Annotated in this window: 13 protein-coding genes and 1 pseudogene; 7 read left to right on the plus strand and 7 right to left on the minus strand. The window is 62.1% G+C overall.

Annotation, left to right across the window (positions count from 1 at the left end):
- Positions 1 to 190 precede the first annotated feature (190 nt).
- Together AC07RO_RS04505 and AC07RO_RS04510 are read right to left on the minus strand one after the other, a co-directional pair.
- Entirely contained in the window at positions 191 to 937 is a 747-nt protein-coding gene (locus AC07RO_RS04505) for a response regulator (protein ID WP_495085375.1), read from the minus strand.
- A complete protein-coding gene (locus tag AC07RO_RS04510; RefSeq protein ID WP_423573777.1) occupies positions 922 to 2208 on the minus strand; it encodes a GAF domain-containing sensor histidine kinase in 1287 nt (428 codons plus the stop codon). Before AC07RO_RS04510 ends, AC07RO_RS04505 begins: the two co-directional genes overlap by 16 nt.
- A 277-nt stretch (positions 2209 to 2485) precedes the next feature.
- Here AC07RO_RS04510 and AC07RO_RS04515 point away from each other — a divergent pair, with 277 nt between their 5' ends.
- The 5 genes from AC07RO_RS04515 to AC07RO_RS04535 are packed head-to-tail and all read left to right on the plus strand — an operon-like array spanning position 2486 to position 7910.
- Positions 2486 to 3526, plus strand: a complete 1041-nt coding sequence (locus tag AC07RO_RS04515) for an ABC transporter substrate-binding protein (RefSeq protein WP_495085376.1) — start codon at positions 2486 to 2488, stop codon at positions 3524 to 3526.
- 59 nt (positions 3527 to 3585) lie between these two features.
- Positions 3586 to 5043, plus strand: a complete 1458-nt coding sequence (locus tag AC07RO_RS04520; RefSeq protein WP_495085377.1) for a sugar ABC transporter ATP-binding protein — start codon at positions 3586 to 3588, stop codon at positions 5041 to 5043.
- Positions 5040 to 6029, plus strand: a complete 990-nt coding sequence (locus AC07RO_RS04525) for an ABC transporter permease (protein WP_495085378.1) — start codon at positions 5040 to 5042, stop codon at positions 6027 to 6029. The genes AC07RO_RS04520 and AC07RO_RS04525 overlap by 4 nt, the downstream gene beginning before the upstream one ends.
- Positions 6026 to 6982 carry an ABC transporter permease gene (locus AC07RO_RS04530; RefSeq protein ID WP_346625887.1) on the plus strand — a complete coding sequence of 319 codons (957 nt, stop codon included), beginning with the start codon at positions 6026 to 6028 and terminating at the stop codon, positions 6980 to 6982. The genes AC07RO_RS04525 and AC07RO_RS04530 overlap by 4 nt, the downstream gene beginning before the upstream one ends.
- A gap of 16 nt (positions 6983 to 6998) precedes the next feature.
- Positions 6999 to 7910: an SMP-30/gluconolactonase/LRE family protein gene (locus tag AC07RO_RS04535; RefSeq protein ID WP_282373467.1), complete on the plus strand. Its 912-nt coding sequence runs from the start codon at positions 6999 to 7001 to the stop codon at positions 7908 to 7910.
- 48 nt (positions 7911 to 7958) lie between these two features.
- Here AC07RO_RS04535 and AC07RO_RS04540 read toward each other — a convergent pair whose 3' ends face one another.
- Both AC07RO_RS04540 and AC07RO_RS04545 read right to left on the minus strand, forming a co-directional pair.
- Complete coding sequence (locus AC07RO_RS04540; RefSeq protein ID WP_495085734.1) at positions 7959 to 8822, minus strand: methyl-accepting chemotaxis protein; 864 nt, start codon at positions 8820 to 8822, stop codon at positions 7959 to 7961.
- Positions 8823 to 9983: pseudogene (locus AC07RO_RS04545) on the minus strand (HAMP domain-containing protein); the annotation flags it as partial. It abuts the gene before it with no gap.
- Between the two features lie 367 nt (positions 9984 to 10350).
- Here AC07RO_RS04545 and AC07RO_RS04550 point away from each other — a divergent pair.
- A complete protein-coding gene (locus tag AC07RO_RS04550; protein WP_495085379.1) occupies positions 10351 to 12159 on the plus strand; it encodes a sensor domain-containing diguanylate cyclase in 1809 nt (602 codons plus the stop codon).
- Positions 12160 to 12429: 270 nt separating this feature from the next.
- On the opposite strand, the gene gloA is transcribed toward AC07RO_RS04550, so the two are convergent.
- Complete coding sequence (gene gloA, locus AC07RO_RS04555) at positions 12430 to 12960, minus strand: lactoylglutathione lyase (RefSeq protein WP_192173618.1); 531 nt, start codon at positions 12958 to 12960, stop codon at positions 12430 to 12432.
- Positions 12961 to 13160: 200 nt separating this feature from the next.
- Here gloA and AC07RO_RS04560 point away from each other — a divergent pair, with 200 nt between their 5' ends.
- A complete protein-coding gene (locus AC07RO_RS04560; RefSeq protein ID WP_282373182.1) occupies positions 13161 to 13664 on the plus strand; it encodes a DUF4946 domain-containing protein in 504 nt (167 codons plus the stop codon).
- Positions 13665 to 14145: 481 nt separating this feature from the next.
- Here the strand turns inward: AC07RO_RS04560 and AC07RO_RS04565 are convergent, their stop codons facing one another.
- Both AC07RO_RS04565 and AC07RO_RS04570 read right to left on the minus strand, forming a co-directional pair.
- Positions 14146 to 14511 (minus strand): histone-like nucleoid-structuring protein, MvaT/MvaU family, encoded by a 366-nt coding sequence (locus AC07RO_RS04565; RefSeq protein WP_192173688.1) that lies wholly within the window; start codon positions 14509 to 14511, stop codon positions 14146 to 14148.
- A 357-nt stretch (positions 14512 to 14868) separates the two neighbouring features.
- Positions 14869 to 15966 (minus strand): tetratricopeptide repeat protein, encoded by a 1098-nt coding sequence (locus tag AC07RO_RS04570; RefSeq protein ID WP_495085380.1) that lies wholly within the window; start codon positions 15964 to 15966, stop codon positions 14869 to 14871.
- Positions 15967 to 16032: the final 66 nt, after the last annotated feature.

Raw genomic sequence — 16032 nt, forward strand, 5'->3', positions numbered from 1 at the left:
ATGCGGCGAGAGCGCCGTCAGGACAGGGATGTCCGTTCGGCGCGGGCCCACGGAGCGGGACCGGAGTGAAGGAACCCCGACGCAGGAGGGGCCCAACCAGGAGCACAAGCCCTTGGTTACTTGGGGCTTTATCAAGTAACTCGCCGAAGGCGAAACAGTCTGCCCCCAGGCAGACGCTCTTGATCTCCCCTCAGCCCCCTCCAAACCGATGCCGCGCGGGGTTTTTCAGCCACAGTTGCAGTTCGGCTTCGGCCTGTTCCAGCGCCGTGCGGTTGAGCAGGCGGCGGAGCAGGGCGACGTTGACGGCGCGGGCGCGGAGGTTGAAGGCGGTGCTGCGTTCGCCGGCCGCATCGGGCTGGTAAACGCCGAGCTTTTCGTACAGCTGCTGCAGCCGGTTCTGCACGCTGCGCAGCGACAGGTTGCGGCGGGTGGCGATGGTGCGGTCGGTGAGGCCCAGGGCGATGTCCTGCAGCACTTCGTATTCGCCATCACTCAGCCCGGACGACTGATCGTGGGCCTTGAGCTGCACGCCGCGAATCTCGCGGTCGATCACGCACTGCTGCTCGATGAACAGCCCCCGCAAGGCCAGTCGCAAGCGCTCTTCCGACGCGGTCTTGAGGATGTAACCGTAGGCCGCCCCCTGGGGCACGATCCGCGCGATGCCCCGCACGTAGGCCTCGTCCGAGTAATTCGACCAGAACAGAATCGACGTGTCCGGCTGCTGCCGCCAGATCGTCTTGGCCGCTTCGACGCCGGTGCGGCACGGCATCTGCAGGTCCATCACCACGGCATCTACCGGGCTCTCGCTGAACAACCGCTCGCCGATCTGGCCGTCTTCGGCCTCCAGTAAACGCGTGCATTCCGGCAGGGCCACTTCGATGACTTCGCGCAGGAACGCCCGGTGCACCGGGTCGTCTTCGATCAACAGGATTTGCATGGCACCTCCGTTTCAACGGACGGCGCAGGCTCAACGACAAGCAGCAGATCCGCCAGCGGCAGGCACACCCGGACCCGGGTGCCGCGCTCATAGGGCCCGCGTTCGATAAACAACTGCGCCGCCATCAGTTGCGCGCGCACCTGCATGTTCTGAATGCCGCCGCTGTTGAACCGGTGGCCGACGTCCAGCCCAATGCCGTCATCGTCGACGGTCAGCTGCAACAGGGCGCCTGTGTGGCTGATGTGGATGACAATGCTGTCCGGCATGGCGTGCTTGATCGCGTTGTTCACCGCTTCCTGAATGATGCGGAACACCGCGACCTTCACCGACTCCGGCAAGCGATCGCCCATGCCGTCGGTGCTGTCCTGTAGACGCGTTTCGATGCTCAGGCCGCTGTCTCGGACGCTGCGCCGCAACAGGTCTTCAACACCTTCTTCGAAGCCGAACAACTGCAGCACCGTCGGCTTCACTGCATCAATGAGTTGCCGCAACTCCTGCATGCTGTCCTTGAGCGAGCAGGCGATGCCGCGCAAGTCCTCGCCCGGCACGCTGGGCAGGGTTTGCAGGCGGGCGATGCGCCGGTGCAGGCGGGTCATGTCGGCGAGGGTCTGGTCGTGCAAGTCCATGCCGACCCGTTGCCGTTCACGCTCCAATTCCTCGGTCAGGCGCAGCGCGCCCTGGCGCAGGCCTTCTTCTCGGGCACGCACCTGGGCTTCGGCGATGGCCAGTTGTTTGGCCTGTTCGGTCTGGCGCAGGGCGTACACGTACGAGGCCAGCAGATCGGCGACGTGCTGGGTGTGGCGCACGTCATCCAGGGTGTAGAAATGCTCGGTGTGTTTCGAGCAGCTCAGCGCACCGATGATTTCACCCCGGGCGCGCAAGGGCACGTGCAGGCGACTGCGCAGGCGGGCGTCGAAAATAGGGTGGTTGGCGGCGCCGGGGAAGGCGAAACGTGCGTCGTTCATGGCGTCGTGGGTCAGCAGAAACGCCTGCTCGCCCAACAGCACCGCTCGAATGGGGCTGGTGTGCACCGGCATCGGTTGAGCGACATCGCCCCACAGCGTGTGCACGCCGCTTTCATAGGTGATGTGCTCGCGGCCGTCCAGGATAAACAGGCATACGTCGAGGTGGTCGTGGGGCAGGATCGGGCTGATTTCCCGGGAGACGGCGTCGATCATCGACTGGAAATCCAGCTGGCCGGCGAGGGCGCGGGAAATACCGAGAAAATGATGCAGCACGTCTTCGGCAAGGGTGTGCGGTCGCTGTGCCATGGGCTTCAACCTGTTTTTATTGTATGGATCGAACGCTGTTTTTAAATGAACACTGTTTGTCAGTGAGCAGGGAACAGCCCGGTCATTATGGCCCCTGTGCGCTAAAAAGAACGCTGGATCCTGCAGGTCGGTTGCGGGATCCCGCATCAGGTCTGCACGATTGACCACTGACGCTCCGCGCCGGCCAGTGCAGACTCGCCGCGTACTGTTCGTAATAAGGTGCGACCGACGCCGTCGGCCACCCTGCAGCCCCCATAAAAATAACAAGGGTTCAACTATGAAAAGTCGTCGTCATCCGCTACGCCGTTCATTGCTTTGCGCTGCACTGGCCGTTGCGCCCCTGATGGCCCTGCCCGTCGCATCCCATGCCGATACTTCTGACAAGAAGATCGCGCTCTCCAACAATTACGCCGGCAACTCCTGGCGCCAGCTGATGCTCGCCAGCTGGCAGCAGACCACCGACAAAGCCGTCAAGGATGGCCTGATCGCGTCGGCTGACAGTTTCACCACGGCGGAAAACCAGGCCACCGAGCAGGCCGCGCAAATCCAGAACCTGATCCTTCAGGGCTATGACGCCATCGTCATCAATGCCTCGTCGCCGACCGCGCTCAACGGCGCGGTAAAACAAGCCTGCGACGCCGGCATCATCGTCGTCTCCTTCGACGGCACCGTCTCCGAGCCTTGCGCCTACCGCATCTCCATGGACTTCAAACAGACCGGCATCGAGCAGATGGATTACCTGTCCGAGCGCTTCCCCCAGGGCGGCAACGTCCTGGAAGTGCGCGGCCTGGCCGGCGTGTCGGTGGACGAGCGCATTCACTCCGGCATCACCGCCGGCGCGCAGAAACACCCGGACCTGAAAGTGATCGGCGAAGTGAACGGCAACTGGTCACCGACCGTGGCACAGAAAGCCGTTTCCGGCGTGCTGCCGAGCCTGCCGAAAGTCGACGCCGTAGTGACCCAGGGCGGTGAAGGCGTCGGCATTGCCCAGGCCTTCGTCGCGGCAGGCCGTCCGTTGCCGGCGATCATCTTTGGCAACCGCGAAGAAGAACTGACCTGGTGGAAAAAGCAAAGCGACGCCCAGGGCTATCAGAGCTTCTCGATCAGCAGCGGGCCGAGCATCTCCAGCCTGGCGTTCTATGTCGCGCAGCAGTTGCTCGACGGCAAGCAGATGCCCCATGACCTGCTGTCGCCAGCGGTCATCGTCACCCAGCAGACCCTCGACGCCAGCCTGAAGGACCTGCCCAAGGGCGGAATCGTCAGCGAGACCTACAGCGTCGACGATGTCGCCAAGCTCAAGCCCGCCGCTTCCCTGTGAGCTTTTCCATTTGAGCACCGCGGGCCGCGCTGCCTGCGGCCCGCCAAGGAATTCTGACCATGAACGCAAATGGACCTGTGCGGGTGGCCTTCGTCGGCGCCGGTAAATCGTTCGGCGCCGTGCGCGCCCTGAGTGACGTCGACCTGATCGTGCGCGCCGGCGAATGCCTGGGCCTGATCGGCCACAACGGCGCGGGCAAATCGACCCTGATGCAAGTGCTCGCCGGCACCCTGGCCGCCGATTGCGGCCAGTTACTGATCGAAGGCCGCGACCTGCGCGAAGGCTATTCGGTACAAGTGGCGCGTCAGCACGGCATTCGCTGCGTGTTCCAGGAACTGTCGCTGTGCCCGAACCTCAACGTGGCAGAGAACACCCGGCTGATGTCGCCGGCTCTGCGCGGCTTCGGCTGGCGGCGTCGGGCCGGTGCGCTGATCGAAGCGATGCTCGAGCAGATTTTCCCCGGCCACGGCATCGACGCCGATGACATCGTCGCTGACCTGTCCATCGGCAAGCGGCAGATGGTGGAAATCGCCCGGGCGTTCATCAACGTCGATGAGCGCCTTGATCTGATCATCCTCGACGAACCCACCTCATCCCTCGACGCGCGGGTCGCCGAGCAGCTGTTGCGCCATGTGCGGCGTTTCGTCGAGGGCGGCGGCAGCATCGTGCTGATCAGCCACATCCTCGGCGAAATGCTCGGCACCTGTGACCGCATCGCGGTGATGCGTGACGGCAGAATCGTTGAAACCCGAGCAGCGCAAGACTTCACCCACGATTCGCTGGTGGAAGTCATGGGCGGCACGGCACGGGAACAAGCGCAGGCGACACAGGACTTCGCCTCCCGACGTGAGCAGGGCAGCCCGCGGGTGCGACAGCGTCCGGCGCGACAAACCGATGAGCGCTCGGTGCAGGCGTTTGCCGGTGAGATCGTCGGGCTGTCCGGGCTGGCCGGGCACGGCCAGAGCCAGTTACTGACCCAGGTGCTGCGCGACTGCATCAAGCGCGGCACCGGCGCCAGTTTCGTCGCCGGCGACCGCCAGACCGACGGCGTGTTTGCGCTGTGGTCCATCGGCGAAAACATCACCATCGGCTCCCTCAGCCAGCTCAAGCGCGGCCTGCTGTTGAACCCCGACGCCGAGCAGGCCATGGCCGATGACTGGATGAAGCGCATGAGCATTCGCACCCCGGACATGGGCAATCCGATCCTGTCGCTGTCCGGCGGCAACCAGCAAAAAGCCTTGTTTGCCCGGGCGCTGGCGTCTGACAGCCAGATCATCCTGATGGACGACCCCATGCGTGGCGTCGACGTTGGCACCAAGCGCGAGGTGTATTCGATTCTGATGGAGGAGGCGGGCCGCGGCCGCACGTTCATCTGGTACACCACCGAACTGGAAGAGCTGACCTATTGCGATCACGTGTATGTCTTCCGCGACGGCCAGACCGTGCTCGACATGCCGCGCAGCGAACTGAGCGAGGAGCGCATCCTGCGCAGCTCCTTCGCCGAGGAAACCCCATGAATGCCCCGCTGAATTCCGTTGCCCGCGCACCCGTCGCGACGCGCAACAACGCCGCGCGCCGTGCCCGCATGCTCCGCGCCGCTTTGCCGGCGGTGTCGCTGGTGGTCTTGCTGGCGACCATTTTCATCATGCAACCCCGGGCAATGAGCTACATGGGCCTGAACCTGATGCTCAACCTGGCGGTGCCGATTGCCCTGGCAACCATCGCGCAGATGCTGATCATCAGCGTCAACGACCTTGATCTGTCCATGGGCAGCTTCATCAGCTTCGTCGCCTGCGTGGCCGTGACGCTGCTCGATCAACACCCGTTCCTCGGCTGGCTGGCGCTGGCCGGGTGCGTCGGTGTGTATGCGCTGCTCGGTGCGTTGATTCACAGCCGCAACCTGCCGTCGATTGTCGTCACCCTGGGCATGTCGTTCATCTGGGTGGGTGGCGCGATTCTGCTGTTGCCGTCACCGGGCGGGACGGCGCCGCAGTGGCTGCAAGCGCTGGTGCGGATCAAGCCACCGCTGATTCCGCTGGCGATTATCGTGTGCATCGTGCTCGGGCTGGCCATGCACTTTTTCCTGATGCGCTCCACCGTCGGTGTGGTGTTGCGCGGCGCTGGCGGCAATCCGCTGGCGATCGCCAAGGCCGGCTGGTCACTGCTGCGCATCAAAGTGGCGATGTACGCCATGGCCGGGGGCTTCGGCGTGTTGTCCGGGCTGTTTCTGGTGGGGCTGACCACCTCGGCCGACGCCAACGTGGCGTTGCGTTACACCCTGTTGTCCATCGCCGGAGTGATTCTTGGCGGCGGCGAATTCATCGGCGGACGGGTGTCACCCATGGGCGCAGTGCTTGGGGCGCTGACCCTGGTGCTGGCCGGTTCGCTGCTGTCGTTCATCCGCATCTCGCCTGACTGGCAGATCGGTGCTCAGGGCGCGATTCTGATTTTCGTGCTGGCGCTGCGTGCGGCGGTCAATCGTCTGGAGGTACGCCCGCTATGAGCACTTCAACTATTGCAGCGCTGCGCGGCAAGCCATGGCTGTGGTCATTCCTCGCCGCGTTATTGATCTGGGTGGCGACCCTGGTGTTCACCGGCGGGCAGGGCGCAGGCGCTTTACTGTCTGGCGCGCTGGCGTTCTCGACCTTCTTCGCGATCGTCGGCATCGGTCAGATGTTCGTCATCAGCACGGGGCCCGGCAACATCGACCTGTCGATCCCGGCCAACATCGCCCTCAGCGGCGCGCTGGGCATGAAGCTCATGGACGGCCAGGACGCAAATATCTGGCTGGGCGTGATTGGCGTGCTGGGCATCGGTGTGCTGGTGGGCTGCGGCAATTTCGCGCTGATCCGCCTGCTGCGCATTCCGCCGATCATTGCGACCCTGTCGGCCAGCTTCATCCTGCAATCACTGGCCATCGCCTATGGCCGCAGCGTGCGGGTGCCGCCGCCGGACAGTTTCTACACCTTCGCCACCGGCCGCGTCTTCGGCGTGCCGTATCTGGCCCTCGTGGTGATCGCCGTGGCGGTGCTCATGGGCTACGTGCTGACCCGCACCCGCTACGGTCGCTCGGTGCTGGCCATCGGACAAAACGCCCGCGCCGCTGAACTGGCCGGCATCCGGGTTGGCCGCATGCGCTTCGCCACCTACGTGCTCTGTGCGGTGTTCGGCAGCCTCTGTGGCTTGACCCTGGCCGGTTTTTCCGGCGGCGCGTCGCTGGGCATGGGCGAGGAATACCTGCTGGCCTCCATCGCCGTCGTGGTGATCGGCGGTACCTCCGTGGCCGGCGGGTTTTCCAACGTGCCAGGCATCTGGGGCGCGTCGCTGTTCCTTTATCTGCTAGTGAGCATGCTCAACACCTTCGGCGCCAGTGCCGGGGTGCGGCTGATCCTCACCGGCCTGATCATCATCGCGGTGATTACCGCTGTCAGCGGCCGCAAAAATGCCCGCGCCTGAATTAAGGATCGAACCTGTGTCCGACGACCTCTACGAATGCCATGACAAGCGTTTCCACCGCCTGATCCTGCCCAACACCCAGCTCGAGCGCCTGTACGACCAGTGCCGCTGGGCCGAAGGGCCGGTGTGGTTCAACGACGGCGGGTATCTGTTGTGGAGCGACATCCCCAACCAGCGCATGTTGCGCTGGACCCCGGAGCAAGGCGTGTCGACGTTCCGCACCCCGTCGAATTTCGCCAACGGCAACACCCGCGATTTATTGGGACGGCTGATCACCTGCGAGCACGGTACCCGCAGCGTCACCCGCACCGAACCGGACGGCTCTATCACTGTGCTGGCCGAGCGCTTTGAAGGCAAACGGCTGAATTCGCCGAATGATGTGGTGGTGCACCGCGACGGCGCCGTATGGTTCACCGACCCCAGCTACGGCATCCTCACCGATTACGAGGGCTATCAGGCCGACGAAGAGCAGCCGGGCCGCCACGTCTACCGCATCGACCCGGACAGCGGCGAGATCGCCTGCATGGCCAACGACTTCGTGCAGCCCAATGGCCTGGCGTTCTCCCCGGACGGGCAGACCCTGTACATCGCCGATTCCGGCCGCTCCCACGACCCCGATGGCCCCCACCACATCCGCGCGTTCGAGGTCATCAATGGGCGTGAGCTGGGGCAGTCGCGGGTGTTCGCGGTGATCGAACCGGGCGTGCCGGACGGCATGCGCGTGGATGTGCAGGGCAATATCTGGACCAGCGCCGGCGATGGCGTTCAATGCTTCGCCGCCGACGGCACCTTGCTGGGCAAGATTCGCCTGCCGGAGAAGGTCGCCAACCTGACCTTCGGCGGGCCGCGCCGTAACCGCCTGTTCATCGCCGCGAACACGTCGTTGTACTCGGTGTACGTGGCGGTGGCGGGGGCTCAGGTGCCTTGAGCGATGAACGGGCAGGGCGCGCGGCGTTTGACACCGCGCGCCCAATCCTTAGAGTTTGAAACGACCGACCACGGTGCGCAGCTCGCCGGCCAGCAGCGACAGTTCGTCCGCCGTTACCGCGTTGTCCTCGATGCCTTCCATCAGCATGAACGTGCCGTTGCGGATCTCGGTGACGTTGCGGTTGATGTCCTCGGACACGGCGTGCTGTTGAACGGCAGCGCTGGCAATCTGGGTGTTCATGCCGACGATCGATTCCACGCCTTCGTTGATCGCGTTCAGGCTAGAGGACGTCTGATCGGCCGACGTCAGGCAATCCTGCGCCCGGTCCTTGCCCGCTTTCATCTGCTCTACGGCAGCGCTGGTCGCCAGTTGCAATTGCTGGATGATCCGCTGGATTTCGGCGGTGGAGTTTTGCGTGCGCGAAGCCAGGGTTCTGACTTCATCCGCGACCACGGCAAAGCCACGGCCTTGCTCGCCGGCACGGGCGGCTTCGATGGCGGCGTTGAGGGCCAGCAGGTTGGTCTGGTCGGCGATGTTGCGGATGACTTCGATGACCCCGCCGATTTCTTGGCTGTGCAGCGCGAGCGCCGCGACCTTTTGCGCGCTGAGGTCGACTTCGCCGGCCAGCGCCTCGATGGTCTGGCGGGTCTGTTGCATCACGCCCAGGCCTTTGCCGGACGCCTGACTGGCCTGTTCCGCCGCACGCGCCGCGCCTTCGGTGTTCTGGGCGACGTCGGCGACACTGGCGGTCATTTCGTTGATGGCGGTGGCGACCTGTTCGGTTTCCCCTTGCTGGGCGTTCATCGACACCTTGGCGCGGTCGATGGATACGCTCAGGCGAGTTGCTGCGTCGGACACCGAACTCGAACTGCGCTCGACCTGAGCGAGGGATTCACCGAAGGCCTGGACCATGTGGTTCAAACCGGTGCCGATGTCGGCCATTTCGTCTTTGCCGGCGACGTTGACCCGTGCGGTGAGATCGCCTTGGGCGATGCGGCGGGTGGCGCTCAACATGTCTTCCATGGCCCGACGCATGGCGCTGTAGATCCCGCTGAAGGCATAGATCAGCAGCAGGCCGGCAATGGCGAACATGGCCAGCATGGCGGTGCGTTCGGCCGACTTGTCCTTGACCCGTTGCTCCAGCACGGCGGACAGCGCGGCTTGCAAAGCGTCCTGCGCCTTGTACAGCTCGGCGACCACAGCGTTGCCTTTGGCCGGCAGGCCCTGCATGCCGGTGATGGTGTTTTGCGAGGAGCCGATCAAGGTTTCCAGGTCGGTGCGAAAGCTGTCCAGGCTCGAAAGCCCGCTGCTGACGGGGGACTGGATGCGGTCGGCGAGGGCCGGTTCCTGACGACGCAGCAGAGTGAGGCTCTGCAGCAACTCCTGGCGAATCTGGGCTTCTTGCTTGAGCAGCGATTTAATCGTGCCACGGGTGGCGTCTGTCAGCGGCTGGCCTTCATGCAGGCCGCTGGCCAAACCTCGCAACTGGCCGACCACGTTGATCTGGCGCGGCAGACGCAGGGTGCTTTGGTCGATCAGGAACAGCGAGGCGTAGTCTTCGTCGAGGACCATTCCGGAGGTGGCGGAGATGAAATAGATGAAATTCAGCGTTTGAGTCATCTGATCGCTCCAGGCGTCAAACAGGGTCGCCTGATCGGCCCCGGTTTTGGTCTGGCTGATCAACCCTTCGGCCCCGGAGCGCAAGCGTTGTACGCGATCTGCGGTTTCAAGCCCCGCACCGAGCTGGCGGTCGGTAGTTTCCAGTTTGGAGTACGCATCCAGCAGTTTGGCCTGGTTGGCGGCGAGGTCAGGTTGGGCTGTTTGATCCCCGCTGAGCAGGCGGTTGGTCAATGCTCGTTGCAGCATCGACAGGCGCAGTACAGGGGTGACGTCCATCAGATAGCGCTGGCCGACTTGTTCGGAATGGATGTTATCGATGCTGGTAGTGAGTTGATGCAGCAGGCGCGCGCCGAGCAGGGCCAGCGGCAAAAGCACAATGATGGCCAGCACCGCGAATTTGGCGGGAAAGCGCAGGCGGTTGGTCAGGTAAACGGCAGGGGCAAGAATGTTCATACTGTTCTCAAAGCCCCGGAGCGGGGCGCTTGGGTTGTTGTCGATGAGAACGGTCCTTTTTCTCGGGATTCAGTGGCGTTGACGACGTTCTTGCAGGAAGCGTTGTGGCTGGCTGCGCGTCGTTCTGCTCCATCTGTCGGCGCCGATCCTATTAACTTTATTAAAACTTGTACAAAAATATATTTCTGTATAGCTTTGGAACTGAAACGATTAACTGATGTCTTTGTGATATCACTTTTCTCAGCTCGCCCGAAGTCTGTTTTTACCCCCGTATCGCGGTCACCGACCTTCTGTCATGATCAGGTGCGAGGAATAGTGGCTATGAGATATCATTCAACCTGTATTTTCAGAACCGAGGGCGGATGCCATGAACTGTTCGCTGGAAATTGAGCAGAAGCGCCTGTCCGCGGTTCACGCGTTGCAATGGCTGGAAACCGCCCACAGTGAGGATTTCGACCGCCTGTGTCGCCTTGCTGCTGCGCACTTTCGCGTGCCGACGGTGCTGGTCTCGCTGGTGGAAAAAGACCGTCAGTGGTTTCCCGGTCGTGTGGGTTTCGAAGCGAGTCAGACGCCCATCGAGCAGTCGTTCTGTCGCTACACCATTCAGAATTCCGACGTCATGGTGGTCAATGATGCCCGCCTGGATCCGCGGTTTGCCGACAACGTGCTGGTCACCCGACCCGCTGGCATCCGCTTCTACGCCGGAGCGCCATTGTGCAATCAGCACGGCGATGTGCTCGGCAGTTTTTGCCTGATCGACAGCGTTCCTCGCACGCTGCAACCCGACGAAGTGGCTGTTCTCGAAGATTTCGCGCAACTGGTCATGGGGCAGGTCGAACAATGCCAGGCGATGCGCTACCGCCACCCGATCAGCCGTCTGCCCAATTTGCAGCAGTTCTTGCTGGACACTCAGGGCCTTGCAGTGACCGACAGCCAGGTGCGGCTGCTGGTGGTGATCCGCACCCAACCGTTGGCGAGCGCTGCGGATGTCAGCGTGAGCAGCAACCTGGATGCGCAACAGACACGCCGCGACATGGCGCACTGCCTGCGTCGCCGTCTGGATGGCATCGCCGAGCTGTATCACGTCAGCGACCAGGATTTTTGCCTGCAGATGAGCTGTGACCGGTCTCGACGCGACGACCTGGTTCGCATGCTGTTGGTGCTGATTACCGAGCCTTTCACTCACCAGCAGGTTGCCGTGGGACTGGCATGCTGTGACGACGGTCAGAACTCCGCCGCTGCGCTCATGGGCAAAGCGACCCACGCGGCGGGGAGAGCGGTTTATCGACAGGTGCCGTGGGCGGCCTATGACGAAGCCGAGGATTGCGCCCAGCGTCGCGCGTTGACGCTGCTTGGTGAACTCGGCGAGTCGTTGGTCAGTGGCGACATCTATCTGGAGTACCAGCCACGCTTCAGCCTGCAGGATGGCCGCCTGCTCAGCGTCGAGGCGTTGATTCGCTGGACTCATCCGATGCTGGGCAAGATCTGGCCTAGCGAATTCATTCCCTTGGTCGAGAGCGCCGGCAGGATCAGCACGGTGACGCGCTGGGTGATCGATCGCGCGCTGACCGACCTTAGCGGCTGGATCGACGAAGAGGTGCGCCTGTCCCTCAATCTGTCGCCGCTGGACTTCGCCGACATGGACATCGCTTTGACGCTGCAGAGCGCCTGCGACCAACACGGCGTGCATCCCTCACGGCTGGAAGTCGAGATCACCGAAGGCGAGTGGATCCGCGCCGACAAACGCGTCATCGCGCAGCTCACCCGAATCCGCGAGCTGGGCGTCGACGTGGCCATCGATGATTTCGGCGCAGGCTACAGCAACTTTGCCTACCTGCATGAGATTCCGGCCAACATCCTCAAGCTGGACAAATCCCTGGTCACCGACCTTGAGAGCAACCCGCGCAACCGCATCATCGCTCGCTCCGTGCTGCACCTGGCCGGCGAGTTGGGCTATCGCACCGTGGCGGAAGGTGTCGAGACGTTCCGTTGCATGAGCCTGGTGAGGGATTTCGGCTGCGAGGAGGCCCAAGGGTATTTCCTGAGCCGGCCGCTTAAGCTGCAGCAGCTTAAACAGCAGTGCGAGAACATCGCGCTGACGTTCACCCCTGAACCGTCAAACGCGCAGGTTTATGCGGATCTGACTGATGCGGATCAGGTGATAGAAGCGGCGTGACGCCTGACGCCTTCCCGGCTAAAGCCGGTCCTACGGTCGGGGTCATCGCTGGATGCACGCGCTGCTTTTAGTGGGACCGGCTTTAGCCGGGAAGAGGCAATTACATCCTCTGCATCTTCAGCGCGAGAAACGCTGTCTTCGCAAGCAAGCTGGCTCCCACCTGTTCATCATCGACCCGTGATCTTGGCCACGCTGAAGAACGTTTGGGAGTGAGCTTGCTCACGAATAGGCTTATTCCTGGCTAAAGCCAGTCCGACTCGTTAGGCGCGATTACTCGCCCGATACCGGCGTCGGCTGGATGATTTCGACCCAGTAACCATCCGGGTCCTTGATGAAGGCCAGGCTTTTCATGCGGCCATCGGTCAGGCGTTTCTGGAAGTCCACGCCCAGTTCTTCGAAGCGCGCGCAGGCAGCCTTCACGTCCGGCACCGAGATGCAGATGTGACCGAAGCCGCGCGGGTCGGTGTTGCCGTTGTGGTAGGAAAACGCAGGGTCTTTTTCGGTGCCGTGGTTGTGGGTCAGTTCGAGCACGCCGGGGATGCCTTTCATCCAGACGTTGCGCGCAGCATCGTCCTGCGGGATCTGCGCTTTATCCACCAGCGCCAGGAAGTACAGGCTGAATTCCGCTTCCGGGAAGTCGCGCTTCTCTACCAGACTGAAGCCCAGCACGCGGGTGTAGAAGTCCAGGGAAGCGGTGGCGTCCTTGACGCGCAACATGGTGTGGTTAAACACGAATTGTGCGGTCGAGGCGTCCGGGGTGGCCGTGACGCCGGGGAAGGTGTTCAGGTCGTGCAGACTCATGGTTGTCTCCGGGTTAACGCTAAAAAGTTGCGTAATGATACGGGCTCATGGCCGACGCGCCAAACCGAAGGCGCATAAAGCGCGGCTTTCGACTTGTGGGCGATGGATGACCGGCTCACACTTCGCGGCTCGACCTTCAGGTACCGCCCATGCATCTCTCATTGCGCCCATGCGCCCGCGTTGCTTTCTGTTTCGTGCTGATGATTCCGGGCGTCGCGTCTTCGGCTGACGCCATGATCATCTGGCCCGAAGGCTGGGAAGTGGAAGCGCTGCCCCAGCCGCCGGCGAGCGAAGGTCAGCCCGCCGTGCAAATACGACAGCGTGCGGTTAAAAACGATCAGAACGGTGATCCGGCCATGGTGGTCGAGCTGACCCAGACGCAGCTGCAGCCCGGTCACTCGGTCAACGTGCAGAGCGTTCTGCTGGAAATGCGCAAGGCGGTGCAGGTCAATTTTGCGCGCGGTGGCTTCCAAAGCGTTTGCACGCACATGAAGGACAGCACGCTGAGCGACATCCCCGCCATGGAGACCACGTGCACGATTACCCAGAACGGCAATCACGTCATGACCCAGACGCTGGTGGCGGCGGCCAGTCCGCAGTTGGCGTGGTCGTTGTCGTATGCCGGTTCGGCGGAAGGCTACGCAGCCCATAAAAACGAAGTGTTGCAGATCAGGAATGGCCTGCGCCTGGGATCGGCGCCTTAGGTCGAGGCGGGGGTTTACACAAATCACGGGCATAAAGAAGCCCGCCGAAGCGGGCATTGGGGCACTAATCCTTTAGTAGCCTCCATCCTGTACAAGCCGGTGTGAAAAAAATGTGAAGCTTGCGAGCCGTTGGGCCGCAGAAGAGAAATTTATCTGTTGATGCATGAAGGCTCATAGCCAGCTTCGCCGCGCACACTGGCCATACTTAGTGGAATTAACAAGCGGAAAATCATCGGCAATTGAGCATGCTATAAGCCTGCCGCCTATTGAAAGCGATATATCACACTAATACGAATCTGTTCAGCTAATTGTCAGGTTGAATATTCAACGCTGGTGCTACACCAGCACTCATTATCTAAACTGCCTAAGACTTCGCTCGCAATCATCCGCGTTTAAAGCACTTGTATCACTGCGACATCCCTACACTTTCAGAGAAGCCCTGCGAGCAGAGCTTCTTCTCGACACTGCAAGGGATACAGGACTAGCGGCCGCGCAACCAGGAATCAACGGTTTCGGCACCGTATTGTATTTTCCAGTTTTTCAAACCGCGATGGTTGCCGCCTTTGGTCTCGATGACTTCACCGGTGTGCGGGTTTTGATAGACTTTGACGACCCGCGGGCGGCGGCGTTTCGGGGCCGCTGGCGCGAGGGTGGAAGCACCGGTGTGAGGGTCGAGGATCGCGATGATGTCGCGCAAGGTCTTGTCATACGTGCTCATCAGGGCCTGCAGCTGCTGCTCGAACTCGATTTCCTTCTTCAGTCCGGCGTCGTTCTTCAGATACTCCAGCTGGGCCAGCTGCTCCTGAAGGGCTTTTTCTGCTGCGCGAAATTCGGCAAGTCTGGACAAAATGATACTCCGGCAATTAATGGCTGTTGTCAGCTCAATGCAAGCAACAATGCGAGTAACAAGGACGCGCATCTGGGTCTGCTGCTGTTGGTTTCACCACTTTCTACAGTGTCCTTGACATCAGGATCAGCCGTCGACACTAACTTCATGAGCATGAAGGTGGGTATCAATACGGGGTAGTTCAGTTGCGGCGCGAGTAAATAATGCACGTTTTTTACGCGTTGTAAAATAGGGGATGACTAATTGTTAAGTGAAAGATCCCGGCGACGATAAGCCGGTCTGACAAAAAAACAATAATAGTCGCAAACCGTTGTAAGTCATTTCTTATACTTTAGCGCTATCGGAAACTGTGCCGTCCTAGAGCCCTTGCTGCAGCGCCGGATCGTCGGCGTTGAGCTGCTCCAGTTCAGCCAGCAGCACCTGCACTTTTTGCAGCTGCCCGGCCTCGGTCCAGTAGCGAATCAGCAGAATCCTCGCGCGACGGTCGGCGGGTGCGCGTTGAAGAATGTCCTCCAGCTGACGCTGCGCGGCTTCGAGCTGATCCAGATCGTGAAGCGCGACGGCGAGGTCGTAACGGTAACCGGTGTTGTCCGGTTCCAGCTCAATGGCTCGGGTCAGCGGGAGCAGGGCGTATTCATTTTGTTTATGACGCAGCAGCCATTGGCCGAGTGCGTGTTGCGCCAGGGACGACTGGGGCTGTTTCTCCAGCCACTGGGCGAGCAACTGGCGCGAGCGATCGGCCTGGCCCTGGCGGTCGAGCACCTGCACCAGCGCCAGCCCGGTCTCGAGGTTGTCCGGTTCCAGTTTTGCGGCCAGTTCCAGCGCATCGATCGCCTTTTGCGGGGTGCCGTTGTTGAGGTAGAGCTGCGCGAGCGCGAGCTGACGTTGCCCGCTCGGCGGCTGGGCACTCAATGCCTGCTCATACTGTTGAGCCGCCTCCTGCAACGCCCCGTAATACAGGCCCAATTCATCCGGGCCCAAAGGCAGCAAGGCGCTCACCGCACTGAAGCGCACCTCATCGTCGGCATCGTCCAGCAGCGGGCCGATCAGCGTGCTGCGTTGTTCCTCCGGCAGCATGGCCGACACCGTCTGGATGGCCGCCTGCTGAACCAGCGGCGCGGGGCGCTTGAGATCGCCGCGCAGAATTTTCAGCGCCTGGGGCCCCGGGTAATTGACCAGCTCGGCGAGCAGACCGGCACGGCGAATATCGGACAGGTCGGTGCGACTGAATTGCTGATACAGCACACGCGCGGCGCCGGGCTTGCCGCCATGGGCCTGCTCCAGTGCTTCGGCGTAGCTGTGATTGACCTGCGGTGCGGCTGGAGGCGCGTGCCAGTTTCGCACCAGCATCGCCATGGCGATGATCAGCAGCAATAGCGCCAGCGCAATTGCCACCTGCCAGCGACGTCGAGCCTTGAGCTGGGCGGGTGTGCGCCGGGAAGACGATTCAGACATATCGGTTTCCGTGTTTGCGTGTGCAGCAGCTTCGGGGAGAGACCGCCGAGTGTCAAACGCTGCGGG

The organism is Pseudomonas sp. GW821-FHT07F05 (genome assembly GCF_059418765.1).